Annotated in this window: 18 protein-coding genes; 10 read left to right on the plus strand and 8 right to left on the minus strand. The window is 59.7% G+C overall.

Annotation, left to right across the window (positions count from 1 at the left end):
* Positions 1-105: 105 nt before the first annotated feature.
* The 3 genes from LB513_RS21000 to LB513_RS21010 all read right to left on the minus strand — a co-directional run bounded on the left by LB513_RS21000 (position 106) and on the right by LB513_RS21010 (position 2443).
* Positions 106-273 carry a hypothetical protein gene (locus LB513_RS21000; RefSeq protein ID WP_224665442.1) on the minus strand — a complete coding sequence of 56 codons (168 nt, stop codon included), beginning with the start codon at positions 271-273 and terminating at the stop codon, positions 106-108.
* A 374-nt stretch (positions 274-647) separates the two neighbouring features.
* Complete coding sequence (locus LB513_RS21005) at positions 648-1886, minus strand: tyrosine-type recombinase/integrase (protein WP_224665443.1); 1239 nt, start codon at positions 1884-1886, stop codon at positions 648-650.
* The gene (locus tag LB513_RS21010) at positions 1883-2443 is read right to left on the minus strand and encodes an Arc family DNA-binding protein (protein WP_318011205.1); all 561 of its coding nucleotides are present in this window, start codon (positions 2441-2443) and stop codon (positions 1883-1885) included. Before LB513_RS21010 ends, LB513_RS21005 begins: the two co-directional genes overlap by 4 nt.
* Positions 2444-2524: 81 nt before the next feature.
* Here LB513_RS21010 and LB513_RS21015 point away from each other — a divergent pair, with 81 nt between their 5' ends.
* From LB513_RS21015 to LB513_RS21035, 5 genes are all read left to right on the plus strand, one after another.
* Positions 2525-2713: a hypothetical protein gene (locus tag LB513_RS21015; protein WP_224665444.1), complete on the plus strand. Its 189-nt coding sequence runs from the start codon at positions 2525-2527 to the stop codon at positions 2711-2713.
* A 494-nt stretch (positions 2714-3207) separates the two neighbouring features.
* Positions 3208-4515 carry an AAA family ATPase gene (locus LB513_RS21020; protein WP_224665445.1) on the plus strand — a complete coding sequence of 436 codons (1308 nt, stop codon included), beginning with the start codon at positions 3208-3210 and terminating at the stop codon, positions 4513-4515.
* Between the two features lies 1 nt (position 4516).
* The gene (locus LB513_RS25320; RefSeq protein WP_224665446.1) at positions 4517-4879 is read left to right on the plus strand and encodes a DUF6074 family protein; all 363 of its coding nucleotides are present in this window, start codon (positions 4517-4519) and stop codon (positions 4877-4879) included.
* A complete protein-coding gene (locus tag LB513_RS21030; protein ID WP_224665447.1) occupies positions 4876-5418 on the plus strand; it encodes a hypothetical protein in 543 nt (180 codons plus the stop codon). Before LB513_RS25320 ends, LB513_RS21030 begins: the two co-directional genes overlap by 4 nt.
* 219 nt (positions 5419-5637) lie before the next feature.
* Positions 5638-6174, plus strand: coding sequence for a hypothetical protein (locus tag LB513_RS21035; protein ID WP_224665448.1), 537 nt, complete (start codon positions 5638-5640; stop codon positions 6172-6174).
* Between the two features lie 34 nt (positions 6175-6208).
* Here LB513_RS21035 and LB513_RS21040 read toward each other — a convergent pair whose 3' ends face one another.
* From LB513_RS21040 to LB513_RS25325, 3 genes are all read right to left on the minus strand, one after another.
* Positions 6209-6487 carry a hypothetical protein gene (locus tag LB513_RS21040; RefSeq protein WP_224665449.1) on the minus strand — a complete coding sequence of 93 codons (279 nt, stop codon included), beginning with the start codon at positions 6485-6487 and terminating at the stop codon, positions 6209-6211.
* A gap of 180 nt (positions 6488-6667) precedes the next feature.
* Positions 6668-7498, minus strand: coding sequence for a DUF2971 domain-containing protein (locus tag LB513_RS21045; RefSeq protein ID WP_224665450.1), 831 nt, complete (start codon positions 7496-7498; stop codon positions 6668-6670).
* Complete coding sequence (locus tag LB513_RS25325) at positions 7495-7788, minus strand: helix-turn-helix domain-containing protein (protein WP_411962733.1); 294 nt, start codon at positions 7786-7788, stop codon at positions 7495-7497. The genes LB513_RS21045 and LB513_RS25325 overlap by 4 nt, the downstream gene beginning before the upstream one ends.
* Positions 7789-7871: 83 nt before the next feature.
* Here LB513_RS25325 and LB513_RS21055 point away from each other — a divergent pair, with 83 nt between their 5' ends.
* Together LB513_RS21055 and LB513_RS21060 are read left to right on the plus strand one after the other, a co-directional pair.
* Complete coding sequence (locus LB513_RS21055; protein WP_224665451.1) at positions 7872-8282, plus strand: hypothetical protein; 411 nt, start codon at positions 7872-7874, stop codon at positions 8280-8282.
* A gap of 81 nt (positions 8283-8363) precedes the next feature.
* On the plus strand, positions 8364-9440 hold the full coding sequence (locus tag LB513_RS21060) for a DUF3800 domain-containing protein (protein WP_224665452.1): 1077 nt from the start codon (positions 8364-8366) through the stop codon (positions 9438-9440).
* A 48-nt stretch (positions 9441-9488) separates the two neighbouring features.
* On the opposite strand, the gene LB513_RS21065 is transcribed toward LB513_RS21060, so the two are convergent.
* Positions 9489-11609 carry a hypothetical protein gene (locus LB513_RS21065; protein WP_224665453.1) on the minus strand — a complete coding sequence of 707 codons (2121 nt, stop codon included), beginning with the start codon at positions 11607-11609 and terminating at the stop codon, positions 9489-9491.
* Positions 11610-11726: 117 nt separating this feature from the next.
* On the opposite strand from LB513_RS21065, the gene LB513_RS21070 reads away from it, so the two are divergent.
* A complete protein-coding gene (locus tag LB513_RS21070) occupies positions 11727-12320 on the plus strand; it encodes a hypothetical protein (RefSeq protein WP_224665454.1) in 594 nt (197 codons plus the stop codon).
* A 211-nt stretch (positions 12321-12531) separates the two neighbouring features.
* On the opposite strand, the gene LB513_RS21075 is transcribed toward LB513_RS21070, so the two are convergent.
* Entirely contained in the window at positions 12532-13065 is a 534-nt protein-coding gene (locus tag LB513_RS21075) for a hypothetical protein (protein WP_224665455.1), read from the minus strand.
* Positions 13066-14096: 1031 nt separating this feature from the next.
* Between LB513_RS21075 and LB513_RS21080 the strand changes: the two genes are divergently transcribed.
* Together LB513_RS21080 and LB513_RS21085 are read left to right on the plus strand one after the other, a co-directional pair.
* Positions 14097-15047, plus strand: a complete 951-nt coding sequence (locus tag LB513_RS21080) for a DUF932 domain-containing protein (RefSeq protein ID WP_224665456.1) — start codon at positions 14097-14099, stop codon at positions 15045-15047.
* A 145-nt stretch (positions 15048-15192) separates the two neighbouring features.
* Positions 15193-15660 carry a hypothetical protein gene (locus LB513_RS21085; protein ID WP_224665457.1) on the plus strand — a complete coding sequence of 156 codons (468 nt, stop codon included), beginning with the start codon at positions 15193-15195 and terminating at the stop codon, positions 15658-15660.
* Positions 15661-15848: the final 188 nt, after the last annotated feature.

Below are 15848 nucleotides of genomic sequence, written 5' to 3' on the forward strand. Positions count from 1 at the left end.
GCGCGACTGGCAGTGCTTGAATGAGGGCAGATTCTGATTTCGTCCTGGCGTCTATAAGGGAGGCCGATGGCGGTTCGGTAGCCGCTTGGCCTGTTTAACGATGGGCTATTTCGCCTCGACGCCCTCATTGGGCTTCATCCCAATGGTGTCTCCATCACCGTGTATAGCGTCACGGTCTTGATCGTTTGTCTTGTCGGAAGCTTCTTCACTATCTTCATCAGAGACTTTAGGGATGTCTGAACCGGGTAGATCGTGCGGTGCTTTCGGTGCCATGTGTCGTTCCTTGTTCTTGAGCGGAAACAACACGGACAGCTGATGGTTCCCTCCCCATTCGAAGCCCATCCGCAGGGGAGATGGAGGCTCTGCCATAGTCTCTGTACGCGGTAAAAAGGCGAATGGCTTTCACAACGACTCCGCGCGTACTGCTCGGAGGTCAAGGGGGCACTGGGGTCCGGCGGCGCTCTCGTGACGCCCCGCGTCAAAACCCTACGCAGATCATTTCAGGCTATGCCCGCGAGCTTCTATGGTTCCAGCCAGTTAAATGGTGATCCCGACAGGAATCGAACCTGTGACCTACAGATTAGGAATATGCGTCGTGACCTTGTGCCATAAGGCTTCACGTCTTCCATGTCGCGCCCATGTCGCGTCTAGCTGAGAAGCGAGCGCTCGGCCGCTGCCATTTCAGCCTCATCGTCGCCGCGCGGGAATAAGTGCCCGTATCGGTCTGACGTCAGGATGATCGACGAGTGGCCAAGCCGCTCCTGCACGACCTTGATGGGCAAGCCCAGCCCGCCATCGGCCGGCCGGTTGATGCACCAGCTTGCATAGAAATGCCGTAGGGCATGCAGGCCCGGATACTTGGCGGCGAGGATGGGTTCGCCCTTGTCGTTCACCTTGCCAGTGTCGATCGTGACGCCTGCCTTGACCTGGGCGGGCTGCAATCCCCGCCGCACGATATTGCCGACAGCTTCGACATTGCCTCGCAAGTTCGGGAACACCAGGTCCAGCGCCGTGATTGGCTCGCCAGCGACATCGACCTTGCCGGTATCTCGCCGCGGGCAGACCAGCTTCCATTCCCGCAAGGTATTGACCACGATCGGTGGCAACGGCACCTCCCGCTCACCAGCTTCCGACTTCGGCGGGCCAATCTCGTTGAAGCGGTCGGCGCGCTGCCGAACGTGGACCGAGCGCCTGTCGAGATCCACGTCGACCCACCGCAGCCCGCGCAGTTCCGATGCCCGCAGTCCGGTGAAGATTGCCGTCAGCAAAAGCGGCCGCCAACGGCCCGCCAGCGCGCCGACGATCGCCTTGATCTCCTCGGGCGCCGGAATATCCGCGCCGACCGTCAAGCGGCCCCTGTGGCGCCGTTCCTGCCTACGCTCCCCGCCCTTGCTGCGCCGGGCCTTCATGTCCCGGGCAACGTTCCTGCCAACCAAGCCGCTTTCTTGCGCGTCGGCCAGGATCGAGCTTAACGCGACAAGCACCTTGCGGATCATCGATGCAGATCGTCCGGCCTCGCGAAGATCGGTTTCGAAAGACCTGATCCGCGCCACCGTGAGCGATGTTAGTTTTTCGGCCCCTATATACGGATCGACATGCAGGGCCTTCAGCTGGCGGTACTGGACCAGGGTGCCGCGCTCAAGACCTTTGTCGGCGCAGTGCGTCAGCCATCCCTCAGCCGCCTTTGTAACCGTTGCGCTGGCGCTGTCGGCCACATGCACGCCCTCGCGGACCTCGACCTTGGCGGTTGCCGCGAACTGGTCAGCTTCCTTTTTCTTGGCGAACGTCTTCAGCCGGCGCGTGCCCTTGCCATCTACGTAGTCGACCACCCATGAGGTCTTGGCCTCACCCTTTGACGTCGTCCACGTTCGCTTCCGAATGCTCACTTTTCGTCCTCGGATGGATGTTCGACGTCACTCGGTCCAGCATCGCCCCAGGATCGCGGCTCAGGAACGTCAGGTCCAACCCGGCCGTCAGGCCAGACGAATTTTGAGGTTTTTCCGGTTAATTCGAGCGAACGAATTTCAACGTCATCGTATTCGACGCCATCGCCATCTTTGGCCAATTCTTCTTGGTGCCTCGTCCACATGTCTTCGATCTCCTTCCGCGCGGCGGGGTCTACACCTTCCACGCTGCCGCTGTAGATGCCTTCGATCAGCGCCTCGATGCCGCTGGTCAGCTTGCCGACGTTCTCATCAAATGGTCCGCCGGCGGCAATGATCTTGGCCATTTGCAGAAGGCCATGAACCGAGCCGCTTACTGTGACTGGCGCAGGAAATTCGCGCTCAAGAATGCGGATGATTTCCTCGTTCATCGATCGACCCTGGTATTCGGCGTAGGCCCGAACCCGGTCGCGAAGGCCCGGCGGGAACCTCAGCAGAAACTGATCCGACTTTGTACGGTTCTCAGCCAAAATCCACTCTCCGTTGTGAATCATATCCATTGGATATGACCCTCTTGACTGTCAATGATATCCATTGGATAAGACCGATACAAATCCAATGGATATCACGGAGTTGATTTGATGGAAGACGCTAAATCCCTCGATCTCATCTGGGGCATCGAAGACATCGGCAAGCTTATCGGCCGAAGCTATCAGCAGACCTATCATATGGTCAGGACGGGCAAGCTTCCGATGGTAAAGCGAATGGGCGATCGGTACGTCGCCAGCCGCGCCAGGCTTGTCGCTTTCTTCATGGAGGACGCGGCCTGATGCCGCCCCCCTCCCAATCTGACGCAACGGTCGCGAAAGCCGCCGCCTGGCTCGCGTCGACGACGCGGGCTGAGCGCGGCGGCGCTGCGATCCCCGAGCTGCAACGCCGCTTCGGCCTCAGCCTGAAGGCAGCAGTTGCGGTTGTTCGCGAGAATAACCTTCGATTGGCGAGGGCAACATGAGCGATCCCGTACCACACAAGAGTAGGTCGGACCCTAAGGCGATGACCGAGGCATCCGAGACCGCGCGCAACCATCGTCGACCAGCGGTAGAAGTCGGCGCGCATTCGACACTCTGCGCGAGGGCCTTTCCATGAGCCGTCGAGATTGGGATCGCCAGCGCGACCGCTCGCGCGTCGCTCGCCAGGGCGCGGAGTCGATCGATGGTGATGGCGTTCGGTATGGCCCACCCAAAAAACAACCATCAAAAGGGTCACTCCGTGCCGAAGCCCAGGCAGCAGTAAGGGATGCTGGCTCAATCACTCGGTGCGTGACTTGTCGCTGCGGCCGGACGGCGAGCGTGACGATCCCCATCCATCAGCTCAAGTTACCAATGCGCTGCACCGCTTGCCAAAGGGTTATTCCGTGAGTGCAGTCCTCAGGACCATCGAAGAGATTGAAAATGATCTGATGACCGGGGCGCCCCGGCGACGATTCATTGTTCCGGGCGTCATACCTGCAGGACCGATTATCCTTTACGGAGGCAGCGGATCCGGAAAGACCGGCATTGCCATCCTGACCTCAGTAATTTTGGCTGCCGGCTTGGCCTGGGCCGGACGACCCGTTTCGAAGGGCGCCGTGCTGTTTGTCGGTGGCGAGGACTATTGGAACGTCGAGGCTCGACTTGTCGCTGCGGCGCGATTTTACGGTGTCGACACGAAGGATCTTCCCCTGGCTGTCGTCGAACCAGCGGCGGGAGGCGTGACCGGGTCGGCATTTGAAGCGGAAACAATCCGACATGCCGAGGACCTGGTGAAGCTGACGGGCCAAGAATTGGCAATGGTTGTGGTTGACACCCTTGGCGCTTGTTTCGGAGATGAGTCCCAGGACGACGCGAGACCAGCGACGAAGGCCATGGGCGTATTTGACCGCATTAGTCAGCGGTTCCAGTGCGCTGTCATAGCTGTCCATCACACGGGTAAATCCGGTGAAGGCATGCGGGGCTCTCAGGTGTTCTTCGATAGAGCCGACGCAGTTATCCACGCCGAGGCTATTGGAGGGTCGACCAAACTCACAGTGAAGAAGATCAAGAATGCTCCGGGTCGGCCACAGTTTATTTTCGACATCGGGTCATATGATTTGGGGATCTGTGACGAAACCATCTCGATGCAGATTGTCACGAATTTGCGGGCGATCGGGCCGGCCATAGCCGGCCCCGCCGTTACACTGGAGCCAAAACGGAAGCGGAAAGATCACGAGCACGCCTACGATGTGCTTTGTCAGATTTCGTCGTCAGCGTCGGTTCTGATCGACACATGGAAGGATGCACTTTTCCGAGAGTGGATGGACAAGTCTGCATCAGCGAAGACGACTGCCTTTTCGAGTGCAAGAGTGAAGCTCTCAAGACTCGGAAAGATCAAGGAAAAAGGAAAATTTGTCAGCGTTCTTGTCAGCGAAAATTCAGCTGAAAACTTGCTGACGACACCAGCGTCTAATGCCGATTTGTCAGCGTCAGCGTCAGCGCCCCCCTCTCTTAAAGAGGGGGCGACTCTGACAAAGCAGCCGCCGTCCATCGAGATGACCGAAAGAGTAGGGATTCCGAGGAAGTCGATTCGTCCGGTCCGCACCGGAACAGGGGGCTGAGATGGAACGGCAACTCGATCTCGATTTTGACGCAGTGCCGGGTGTCCTTCGGTTTCCCGGACATCGATCGCGCCCAACGGGCGCGCGGTCGCGGATAGTAGACGGGGGAGCCATCATCCCGTTTCCGCCGGAGAGCAGAACGGCGCTTGTTCGATCGGTTGCGTGGGAACTGGACAGGATGGGAACGGAGGAAGCTGAGCAGTTCTGGGATCGAACGATCTCGCTGCTCCACCAGGAACTTATGGGACAGCCGGTTGATGCGGCCCTGCGTCATCTCAAATCGTTTCGGGCAGCAGTTCAAGCGGAACTCGACGGGTTAGGGGCCGGTCCGCAGAGCGGCCGGCCGACCGGGGGGGCGGCGTGACGCTAGACGAACAGATAGCCGAGCTGCGGCGCCTTAATTACGAGTTGGTTGCTCTGATAGACTGCCGCCGACGCGAACTCGATCTGCACGCCGACCACCTCGCAGGCTACATTCAGGAGCGCGAAGCTTTCCACATTGTGCACCCAGGCGAGGCGCTACCGGCGGTGCTACGATACCAGATCGAAGCGGCCAACAATGGCGTTGAGGCAGCCAAGGAGGACATCGCCGAATGGCAGACGGGGCTTGCCGAGCAGCGCGCGGCCCTTGCGGCCGCCGTGGGCGAGCCCTTGGAGGTGTTTGCCTCGCACACGTTCAGCTTCATCGACCAGGATGGCGCCGAGCGCTTGTGCCGCCGCAACGAAGTGCACCGCGTGCCTCCGCCGGCGGCAGCGCTGGCGATCGACGCCAGTGTGGCCATGCGTGCAGACAGCCTCGCAGGGCGTCGTGCGCGCGAAGTAGCGACCGGCGGGATGAAGGGGCCCGAAGCGAAGCCGGTCCGGCTGGGGGATCCGGTCGGATACGGGTTTCCTGCGGACTGATCTCATGCGCACCTTGGATGAGGGTCAATCCTCGTGCGGCCCCTCTATTTCTTTTTCGTAGGCTTTGGAGTTGGACGCTTATCGGGCCGAGACTGGTCCGACTTATTGGCCTTCCCGTCCCCGACGTTTCCTTGCTTCTGCGTGCCAGGAGAAGGGCCATCGCTTTTTTTGCCGGTTTCTGTTTTCCTCGGCTGCAAATAGACTTCATGGTGCGTATGCATGGATGAACTTCCCCTCTCGCAAAAACTGCAAACAGCGAACGAGAACAACCTAAAGGAAATTCTGCGTCAAGCTGAAGCATATCTCGATGCACAGTTGTCATCGGCTATTGCTGCAGACCAGCGGGCATACACATTCGCCGGACTGGCTTCGGCCGCTGCGGTCGTCCTGATCGGTGGAGCATACAGTCTCGCTACGATGAAGCCGCCAACCGCGTCCATGGCCTTGGTAGCGTCGGCCGTCGCCGCGGTGCTTATCGGTGCCGCTTGGTGGGCCGTCGATTCCGCCCGCTCCGTCGACTTTGGTTTTCCGGGCAGTCAGCCCGAAAACTGGGTTGAGGACGTGTCAGGCAAGAAGCGTTGGGAGACGTCGCTCGCGGAGCAATGCCATCACTACGACGATTTGATCGTCAAAAACCGAGCGACAATGGAGTTGAACAGCCTTTTGTTCAATCGAGCGACCGAAGCTGCGCTCAAGGGCCTATTTCTGGGAGGAGTGGCTTTCGTCGGCTGGCTCCTGAACTTAATCTATCCCTGATAGGCTTCGCGGCGTTTTGCAGCCAGCTTGAGCACTATCTGCGCGACCTTCGCCAACCAGCGTTTCGCGCCTCGGTTTCCGAACAGAACCACCGTTCGCCGAACTCTGGACGGATGTTGGTCTCGGAGTAATGCTCCTGGCCGGGCACATGATAGATGTGCTCGCCCGTGTTGATCGAGATGTTGCCCTTGATATTGCAGCCGGAGCTCGGTAGCGCGGCCATGAACGACGCGGCCGATAGATCGGTAGCGTAATAGCCGGTGCCGGCTGCGCCGGCGAGCAACAGCGCAATGGGGAGGGCGAGCGGCGACACCCGCGACTTCGCCGTCCGATACTGTTGGGTCCGGGCAATCACCAATGCAAACCCCCCTGGAACACGCCTTGCTGCCACAGCCTCCCTTTCAGGCAGGTCAATGCGCGCGGCGCAATTTTATCGATCGCCGATCGGGCGGCGATAGCGCTGGGCGGGAAGCTTAGGATTGAATGGGAGTGACTAGCTTCTGTAGGGCACCGCTGATGGTTCCACCTGCACTTCTTCGTAGCCTTTTGCCTCCAGGAAGAGTTGCACGCTGCGCATCGTGAGTTCCTGGTTTTTGCCAGGACCTACCGTCACTCTTTTAATTGGCAACTTCTTCCCAGTGGGAGCTGTAACTTCAAGATAGGGCACCAGGACCCCGTCAGCGTCTCTGAATTTTACCCGCTCAAAATCGTTTTCTTTTTGAATGACGAAACGCCACTCGTTCTCCTCACTAAATCCATCGTCTTTGAATCGTGGGACCAATTTTGGAAGTCTTTTCCTCAGCTCGGTGCGAATCTTATCGACCTCTTTTTCTCTGAGAAGATCCGCCAAACCCGAGAACGTAACAATGCTCCTGCGCATGCGCTCAACGGTGCGCTCCTTGTCGTAAATTACTTCCATCGCCATCCCCCCGTGAGAACGGAACAAGGAATGCAAATTCGCTCCTGCAAAGGTGACGCTCACGCCCTGAACGCGTCCCCCGTATCCTCGCCACTGGCTTAGGAGATCATGCGACTTGCAGAAGCAGGTTGCGTAGGTATCGGGAAGCTTTGTCGCTTTCAGATCGACGATAACCTCGTCAATGATCTGTGAAAAAACGTTCTTTTTTTGAAGCGTAGCAAGGTCCCGGAGCACCTTCTCGGCCGCCGCGATCCCGTGCTGCAATTCTCGTCGATCGTTGAGGAACGCAACATTTGAAGCCCACAGACACCTGCGCTCGACGATACCCATAAGGCCGCTGAGCGTTGTGAAATGCGTCAACTCGCTAGGCACTTTAATGGTGACAAGAATTCGCTTGGTGGTCATTTCGGTGACACCTTCTTCACCAGCCTCACGCCCGCACCACCGCCATTCTCCGGAATGAATTCAACGCCGGCCGCCTCGAGAGCGGCAGTGATGGCGCCGGCCGTCCCGACCCGCCCGCCCAGATCGCCATCGGCAGATTCAAGTCGCTTAATCGTCGGTTCGGACACTCCGGATTTTTCAGCGAGGTGCGACTGTGACCAAGCCAAGAGAGCACGAGCAGCCTTGATCTGACGTATTGATACTTTTGGTATTGACAATTTTAAGCATCCAACCAATACTTTCCGTATCAATAACCGACCCGGAAGGGAATTACAATGCCAAGCGCTATAGCCCGGGCAGCCGCCGAAGCTTGCCCGAACAGAGGAGCACGCCCGTGACCAGCATTTCCCGTCGATCGATGATCCTGGCTGGCCTGTCGGCCACCGCTGTGGCGGCGCCGGCCGCGGCCGGGGTCGCGCCTGTGCCTTTGTCGCCCCTCCCAGGCCTTCTGGCGGCACACGCCGACGCCATGAACGAATATACCGGGGCAGATTTGGCCCTCGAGGAGGCCCGGCGCCACGGAGAGAAGGCCGCTATCGACGAGGCATGGGGCCTTGTCTACGAAATCGGCAAGGTGATGTTGGCGATAGAAGACGGGATCATCGACCATCCGCCGGCCGATATGGGCGAGGTCAGCTTGAAGGTCCGATGGATGCTGGACACTCCGGCGTTCGATGGCGTCGAAGAGATCGTGGTGCGCTTCGCCCGGTCGTTGGTTCGCGGGACCTCATGCTCGCCATCCTGAATTGACTTGTTTTTCCCAATGGCTATCTAGGAAGCGGCGTGTTGGCTGAGATCTGCCAGCCTCCCGCTATGGGAGAGCAGAGTGACCTTGACAACTATTTACTTCGATGAGAGCGGCAATACTGGGACAGAATTGCTGGACGTGCAGCAGCCATACTTTACAACCGGCAGCACCGACATTCCGGAGGACGAGGCCGCCGATATCATCAAGCGGTGCTTTCCGCGGCATAAAGGCCCGGAGCTCAAGTCCAAAGAAATCTTCAAGCGACGTCAAGGGCGTCAGGCATTCCTCGCTTTCGCGAAAGAGGTGGGCCAGCGACCCGAGCGCTTTGTCGCAACGAAAATCAACAAGCGCTTCACCGTTTTGTGCAAGATGGTTGACCATCTTGTCGAACCGCTATGGTATGCAAAAGGATACGATTTCTACAAGGGTGACTATGCTGCGCGGTATGCAAACACTGCCTACTTTGCGTTTACAAATTTTCTGGACCAGGACGCGGTAACCGCGGTTCTAACCGCATTCAACGACTTTGCGCGGTTTCCTGAGGCCAACCTGCTAAATGCGCTTCGAACTACGCTGAAGAATGTTGAAATGAACGCGCATGAGGGTGCCAAGATCTTTTTGGAGCCCATGATAGAGGGAACTGCACGCCTCGACGGTACCGATCTCAAGTCGCTTGCGGATACAAACGATATTCATGTGACCAGTCTCGTGTCGAGCATGGGCCATTGGCAAAGTCGCCATGGAGGGGCGTTCGCGGTCGTCCACGATGAGAGCATGCATTTTTTCTCGCGAAGCGAACGGTGGGCGGCGATGACCGATCCAAATCACCCGCCGCAAGTTATTCATGTCGGTGAGAAAACGCTCACGCTGCCAATCTCTGTCGTTTCAACAACGAGCGCACTCAGTCACCAGTGTCCGTCGCTCCAGTTGTGTGACCTTGTGGCAGGCTTTGTTTCCCGTATTCACGCATCGTCAAACGCTGAATTTCAGGCTTTTGTGCCAGACGCTGTAAAGGCCGGTATAGGCGAGATGAGTATCTACCCCGTCGATGCAGGGAAAGGCATTGTCAACGGTCCTCCGTCTATTGCCGATGGACCTGACGCCATTGATCGCATCAGGATGAGTATAGCTGCCACGGGCCGGCCGTTTAAGTGATCGACCAGCCTACCAGGTGCAAATCGGGGCAGGCTACCTTGCTTCCGATTAAGGTACCACGCCGAAGTCGGTGTGTGCGCGCCGCATCTGCGCATCGACGGCGCTGACGGCGGCCGACGCCGCCGCGCCGATCTGGCGAAGCGTGGCCAAAAGGGCGTTCGCCTTGGCTGCGGCCTCGTCAATCGATGAGGGGTCTATCTTGGGCGCGGCCGTGGTCGAATTGACCTTGTCCATCCCGTCCAAGATGGGCTGCATCGGGTCAGGGGGGTTGAGCATGCTTGCGATGCCGCCCGGGCGCTGCGGAGACACGAACATCTTGCCGTAGAGACTGTCGTCGCGCTCGTGCTCCTGGAAATGGGTCGGCCTGCCACTGCCCAAGCCAAGCATGCGACGTAGACCTTGGCGCGCGAGCTTCTGGTTGTTCACCTGCTCATCGAACGTGCCGCCCGGAGTGTCGCCGAGGCCGTTGACCAGCATCGCCCATAGGCCGGTCGTTCCGGTGAGGCCAAGTGCGGAAAGCCATCCAGCGCCGCCACCCGCAGGCGAGCCCCCGGCGCCTGGCACGCCACCGCGCTGTGCGACTGCCGCCGCCGTGAGCGCCGCTGCTGCCTCGTTGAGGGCAGGGCCGGCCGTGGCGAGGGCGTAGATACCAGTCGTCACCTTCCAAGCCCCGAATGCCGCGATAGCTGCACCTGCGATGCCCGCCCCGCCAATGACAGCCGGGTCCCCCTCGCGTACCTTCTTCGTGAAGGCGTTGATGTAGTCGGCGAACCGGTTTAGCCCGGCGCCGATCGACTCCATCGGCAGGACCGCGTCAGACAGGTTGGCCAGGCTATCTTTGAAGCCGGAATACGCTGCGAATGGGTTGACGTTCTGGACGTCGTCGGCGGCCGACAGGCCGGCCGCGTTCGGCACCCGCTTGTCGAGATACCGAAACACCTGCTGCTTGTTGAGGATGGCTCCGATCACCTCGTCGCTCGACAGGCGGTTGGATGAGAGCTCGCCGACTACCCGGGCAAGCTCAATCTTGTCTTGCGTGTTGACGCCTTTCTTCTCGAGCTGTGGCAGGAGCACATCGTAGATCCACTTGATCGGATTGGTACCGAACTCGTCCTGGCCGAGTAGCTTGCCGTCCTCGCTGCGCAGTCCGTAGCGCTCTTGGGCGCCGAGCGCCTTTTTCGAGGCCCGTCCGACAACGAACTGATCGAATCCGGCGCGGATGGTGTTGCCAGCGTTTGATCCGCCTACCTCAGAAATCATCATCGGCAGATAGATCGACATGAATTCGTCGGATCCAACCTTGCCGCCCGTCCGGCTGTATTTGACCGCCTGATAGTAGCCCTCGGGATCAAGGTCTTTCCCCAGGATCTGCTGCATCTTGACGAAGCCGTTGAGCATCGAGGTGTAGCGATCCGGGTCGAGCCGCTCGAGGAGATCCATCGACTTGGCAAAGGCGCGAATGCCTTGTGCGCCGGCGCCGCTTCCGAAAGCTGTGTCGAGAATGAGCTGCGCGCGCGCGTTGGCGTCGGACACTTTCAGAGCGGCGTCAACGCTCGGCATTGACAGCGTCGTTTCCTTCAACATGCCGAGCACATCGGCCAGTGCCAGGCGGTACTTTCCCGAAAGCTCCTCCGCCCGGGTAGTGATCTGCGTTTGCTCGGATCCGGAAAGGCCAGAGAACTTCGCCTCGGCTCGCACGCGTTGCGCTTCGGACGCTGCGTTCAGCGCCTCGCGGCCCCACGTGCCGGCCATGTAGGCGCCGGTGTAGCCGCCGGCCATGACATAGGCTGGGCGTAGGGCGCCTTTCAGCGCGCGGCCGATCCGAAGCGCTTCCTTCTCCGTTTGACGCATGCTCGACCGCACGGCCGCCATCTCGCCGAGCGTTGCTGTCTTCCAAGCGGAGATCTCAGATTTCTTCAGCGCGGCGGCCAGGCCGCGGCCGGCAATGTCTTTCAGAAGGCTGTTCCACGACCGGCGGACGACTTCAATCTCTCTGGCGCCAGCCGCCATCTTGTGAAGCTGGCGTTCAAAGCTCTGCCCCCACGGTGCCGAGGACAGGCGCTTGGCCGTCCTCTCGATCGAGGCCATTGAGCCTTCGACCTTCTTGGCCTCGCCGAGACCCATGGCCTCGACCACCAGCTGCAGACGACCAACGAGAGTACGTGCCATTTTCAACGCTCCGGAACTCGAAACAAACCGAACTACATGCTATCAACAATTGTCCCAATTTTCACTCAATATGCGGGACAAAAGTACCAATCAGGGAGTTTGATTGTGGCCGGACGTATGAGCTTCGCCAGCAGGATCAAAGAACGCAGGAAGGCGCGCCAGGGTGGCACCTCCAAGGCGGCGGATGAGCCAATTCCTACTCGTCGTCAGGTCGACGCGCCTCCCATCGAGCCGTCAATGCAGCAGCTCGCTGGCGGTCCAATCGAGTACCGGCACTATCACGATGCCCCAGCCGCCAAACCGCTTGGAAAAGGAAAGCGAGTCCACACCGATCGGTATCAGGTCCCGCGGGCCATCTTGAGCTGGTCAAACGCGAAGTGCGCGCTCGTCGGATACCTTACCGGCAGGGGCTACACGTCGCGGGAGATAGAGAGAATCCTGAACGATGGGACAAGCAAAGACACTGTGCGCGGACAGTGGCGGCGGTGGGGCCTTCCGCTGCCCGAGCAAAACGGGCAGCGTGTGGCCGTCATGCCAGTGGCGCTTGCGTCAGGCCCCCGAAATAAGCTTTCCCAGCGCGCCAAAAAGGTCGGCATCGCGCCTGACGAGTTCCTTCGCAGGATCATCGTATGTGTGCTGGATGACGATCTCTACCAAGCTGTAGTCGACGATCGTTTCGATCCGAAGCCGAAGAAGGCGCCTGCTGGTTAAGGCCGCGCCCCAATTGGTTGCTTGCCTTATCCCCGCCAACGGGCTGCGTCCCCACTACGATGATGGCCGATATAAAGGTCGCCGCCGGCGCCACCACGGTGCATGTCGAGCCTCGCGTGAGTGTTGCGTCTTTAGCTGCGCGGCCGCAGTCGTGACCAGGCGTCGTTCAACGAGTTTGTCCTGCGACACCGCTGGGCTTTAGAGTGCACCTTCACGGCTCGTTCCCGAACTCCTTATGGTCTACATCGCCAAGCAGACCTTTGGCTTCTTCCGCGATGTCGAGAAGGATGTCGCGACAGATTGCCTGAAGGTGGCGCTGGTCATGATCCGTTAGAGATGGAACGGCAATTCGTGCCCGATGTGGGATGCCCTCCACAGCCGCTCGCACTGCGGAGGCAAAGATTGTCCATGGTTCTTTCAGCTCGTCATGAGTGATTGTTTCGAGTTGTAGCTTGGCAAGCTCGGCTTGCTTGATCTGGTTGGTGACCCGCAGCGTCTTCAGACGCTCCTCCGACAGGGTGCCATTGGTCGGGCTCGACGCGGCCCGCTCCCGCAGCGCCTCGCAATACCGCCGGCTGGACTCGAGCAGACGATATCTCCCGCGCTCAGCGCGAACGACTACGCCCCTTTGCACCCACGTATCAATGGACCTTCCGCTCATGCCGAGAAAGCCGGCGAGTTCGGACTTCGAACAAGTATCGGGAAAGCGGGGCAGCGGGGCTGCCGAGATCGCACTTGATGCCACGGAACAACTCCAAACACGGGCGCCAGATACCCTTGAATCACTTCACGGAATCGTCGTCAACGCGCCTTGCACTTCACGAAGCACGAAGGCCCCGGTTGAAAGATAAGGTCGGCGAATATCCGAGGGGCTGCGCTCCGCTCCGCCTGCCCCCCTCATACGGTCCCTAGACGTGTTTTGCTGAGCTCGAGCGCGGGCAGGCGAGGGCGTGCGTGAGGGCCGCGCATGTGGGCCGAGGGCGCGGGCGGGCAGCGTGGGGCGTGGCCTGGTGTGGCGCTATGACAGCGCGTGGGCAAGGGCATGTGCTGCAGGGTGAGCGCGCATCAAGCGCGCGTGCTCGCACATGGTGGGCAGGGTGTGGGCATGCCAAGCAGCGCGCGGGGCAAGGAGCGGCTGGCCGGCGGTCATCGCCAGAGTGCGCTATTGCGCGCGTACCGGGTCTGTTGCACTTCTATCACCGAGGCGGTTGTGGGGATCAGCATGTTGAAGGCAGTATTCGCGTGTGTGTTTGCAGGCGTGCTCTCGGGGTGCGTTGCTCAACCAGTCTTCTCGGTTGATGGTATGCCCTACGCTGGCTCCAACGGCGGGATGCTGAAGATGAAGCGTTTGGGCGAGGCGGGCCTCATCCCGGTTTCGATCTCATGCAGAATGCCTCGATCAGGCCCTGCCGCAAAGTCGCCGACCGGCTATTTGGTTACGCATCGTTGGGCGAAGGCGCCCACGCCGTATCCGGATTGGACCGCTATAGTTGGCGACTCTCCTTTAAGTCAGGCGCACCGGGCGTCGGTGAAGGCAAAAGGATACCGCTTGGTAGCTCAGGACAGCTATTACCAAACGGTGGCTCACCAACGGGTTCGCTGCGAGCTGTGGCGGAAGGAGTGAACTAGCAACTATCTGATTTAACAAGATTTTTCGCGCTTTTTGCTTGCACAAAACAGCCATTTGTGCGACTATTTCCATGCAAAACGGCCCTGCCAAGAGCGCCAACTCTAGGCAGGGCCTCACCGAAACGAAGTTCATGGAAGGAACATCGCATGGCTGTCTCAGCCCATACCCTTTTTGCATCTGAAAATCACCCGGTTTTCGCATCGCGCACGGATTTCGCGCGCGTTGGAGCTCAGCGGTTCGCCGGCCAAGCCACCGCACGTTTCGACACCGGCCGCGCCTTGACCGAGGATGAGCTGCGCGCGCGTGCGCCGTCGGTCTTTGCACTCGCCGCGCACGAAAGCCGCTCCGAACGTTTCCAGCCAATCCCGACGATTGAGATCGTGCGGGCGCTGGCAAAGGAAGGCTTTCACGTCGTAGGCGCAAAGCAGTCCGGCACGCGCGACGAGACGCGGCGCGACTTCACTAAGCACCTGCTGCGCCTGCGCCGGCTGGACAATGCGACCGCCTATTCGGTCGGCGACACGGTTTGCGAAATCCTGCTCAAGAACGCGAACGACGGCTCAAGCGCTTACGATCTGATGGCAGGCCTTTTCCGCATTCGTTGCCTCAATTCGATGGTGTCGCAAACGGCAACGCTTGACTCGCTCAAGGTGCGCCATTCCGGCGACGTCGCGGGCAAGGTGATCGAGGGCACCTATACCGTTCTCGACGCGGCACAGAAAACGCTTGCCGCGCCTCAAGACTGGTCGACCGTGCGGCTCAACAATGACGAGTCCGCAATCCTGGCCGAAGCGGCGCACCTGCTGCGCTTTGCCGACGCCGAGGGCAACATTGAAACGCCGATCAAGCCGGCACAGCTCCTCATTCCTCGCCGCTACGATGACCGCTCGCCCGATCTGTGGACGCAATTCAATGTCGTGCAGGAGAACGTCATCCGTGGCGGTCTGCGCGGTGTCGGTCGCGACGCCAACAATCGTCGGCGGCGCGTCACCACGCGCGAAGTCAACGGGATCGATCAAGACGTGAAGCTGAACAAGGCTTTGTGGCTGATTGGCGCCAAGATGGCCGAGCTCAAGGGAATTCGCGCGGCGGCATGATCCGAGAGATCGCCCGCGCTGGCGTCGAAGCGTTCGTGATTGCCGCCGTGGTGGCGGCAATCACCCTCCTCGCAATCGCAGCCGCCCCCGTGCCGCTGCCTGTCTGAAAGGATTTCCAATGCTCAACCCTGTGAAGCACAAGCCAATGAAGTACGAAAGCAAATGGTATGTCGCCGCGCGCACCGCCCACGCGCGCTACATGTCAAAGCCAATGCGGTCGACGGCCAAGCCTGGCCCGGAGGCCGATTCCAAAGCGCTGGAATACGCGCTTTGGCTCCTCAAGCGCGATGGTGTCGACATTGAAGCGCTCGCCGACGCCGCGCGCACCGCCCACAATCTGCAATTCCCGCCGACAAAGCACCGCGAGCGCGGCAGGATGTGGGAGACGCCGCACGCGAGCGCAATTCCCGCTGATATGGCCTGGTCGACCCGCATTGCCTGGGATTTCTGCGCCGCCGGCCGGCGGCCGCGCTTTGTGCACTTCAAATTCTACACGCCGGAATCGAAGGGTTGGCGGCGTGGCGCCGCTCATACCTACACCGTTTTTCACACAATCGAGCTGCCGCATTGGGCGTTCGATGCCGGCGACGCCGGCGAGGAAATTGCTCAGTAGAACGACACGGAGGCCGATGGCGATGACGAGGACTAAATCTGATTGAATCAGTTCTAGGCATCGCTAGTGGCAACGCGTTCAGATCAATCGCACGTGCTTCCGTTGCAGGTATTCCCAACATTCGAGTGAAAGCAGGGGCCAACGCTTCGCAATGTCCCATTAGCACATTCGAACTGAGTACAACCGCT

This window comes from Mesorhizobium sp. ES1-1 (assembly GCF_020164785.1).
Lineage (GTDB): Bacteria > Pseudomonadota > Alphaproteobacteria > Rhizobiales > Rhizobiaceae > Mesorhizobium.